The sequence below is a fragment of the Alkalibacterium sp. m-11 genome, from assembly GCF_054658155.1.
Genome location: NZ_BAAGIR010000255.1, coordinates 1 through 1452 on the forward strand (window position 1 = coordinate 1; position 1452 = coordinate 1452).

Sequence of the window (1452 nt, forward strand, 5' to 3'; positions counted from 1 at the left end):
GAATGTTGTTATGGTGACTACATTTTACCAAAGAGAGGTGTCTTTTTGTGTGTTTTTTGATAATTATTTATAAGAAGTTTCAATAACCGCAAGGGTTAAACCTGGATATTCAACTGCAAAACTTGAGATAATTAAGTTGTATGCACTATAAGTGCTGTTTTTTATTTATCTCATCTCTTTTACAAATCGCTCGGTAATCAGCTGGGGACGGGTTATGGCACTTCCTACAACTACTGAGAAGGCGCCCAATTCCAGACAGGCCTTAGCTTTTTCAGGCGTATCGACTTTTCCTTCTGCTATTACTGGCACCGAAATCTCTGAGAGGTATCGATTGAGCAGCTCAAAGTCATTTGAATATATATCGGCATCTTTGGTGTAGTCAGTGTAGCCGACAAGAGTGGTAGATACCACATCAAATCCGAGTCTCTCAGCCTCTATCCCCTCCTTTAGTGTCGAGGTATCTGCCATTAACAGAATATTTGGATAGGTTTTCCGTATAGTTTGAACAAAGTCCTCAAGCATCTCACCATTCGGCCTCTTTTGACTAGTAGCATCCAGGGCAATCATGTCACACCCAGCCTCCATGAGTTCATCGACTTCTTTCATCGTTGGAGTAATATAAATCTTAGAATCAGGATAGTCTCGTTTGACTATCCCTATGATAGGCAAATCAGATTCTTCTTTTATACTTAAAATATCCTCTTTAGAATTAGCTCTTAACCCAGCAGCTCCTCCAACTTCAGCTGCTTTTGCCATTTTACTCATAATAAAAGAGCTGTGGAGAGGTTCATCCTCTAAAGCCTGACATGATACGACCAGTTTACCTTTTATTCGATCCAGCATGATGTTGTTCATTCTCCTTTTCAAATCATCTTCTATTCAGTATAAGACCTGGCAGATGAAAATGAAAGACAAATAAGCTCCGCAGAAGTTAGACCGAACAGTAAGTTGAGCTTGAAAAACTCGAGAGAAAGTGTGCCCTTGCATGGAAGAAGAGTTCTGCCAGTAAACAAGGGCATGCATATCTTTCATGTAATGTATGGGGGTACGAAGATATAATAGCTGGTTTAGGCAAACTATTAACAATGAAAAGGAAAGGAAATGAAAAGAAACTTCGGAGGGAACAAGCAGGGATAATTAAGTGACCTCTTAGTATCGAGTACTTTTCACTTCAAATAAACAATCACGAATGTGTTATATTTATTAATATCCAATACAGTTATTATGTGAGGAGCAGCTGAGGAAAAAGATTGTGATAAAGCTTGAGGTCATTCTAACTCTACTCTAATTTAATATCAACTCATATCACTTAAATTTTGAATCAATTTATCACCATTTGACAGAAGACTCCCACCTCTAAGCGAAGCGTAGGTGGGAGATGAATGCCTATTGAGCGAAGCTCAAAACAGCCCTTCTGATTTTAATGCTTTTCGCAACAGTTCAAGTACACTG

Annotated in this window: 1 protein-coding gene; it reads right to left on the bottom strand. The window is 38.8% G+C overall.

Going from position 1 to position 1452, the window contains the following annotated elements; translation table 11 throughout:
• Window positions 1-165: 165 nt before the first annotated feature.
• Complete coding sequence (locus tag ACYQ2O_RS12220) at window positions 166-855, bottom strand: N-acetylmannosamine-6-phosphate 2-epimerase (protein ID WP_459771349.1); 690 nt, start codon at window positions 853-855, stop codon at window positions 166-168.
• Window positions 856-1452 lie beyond the last annotated feature (597 nt).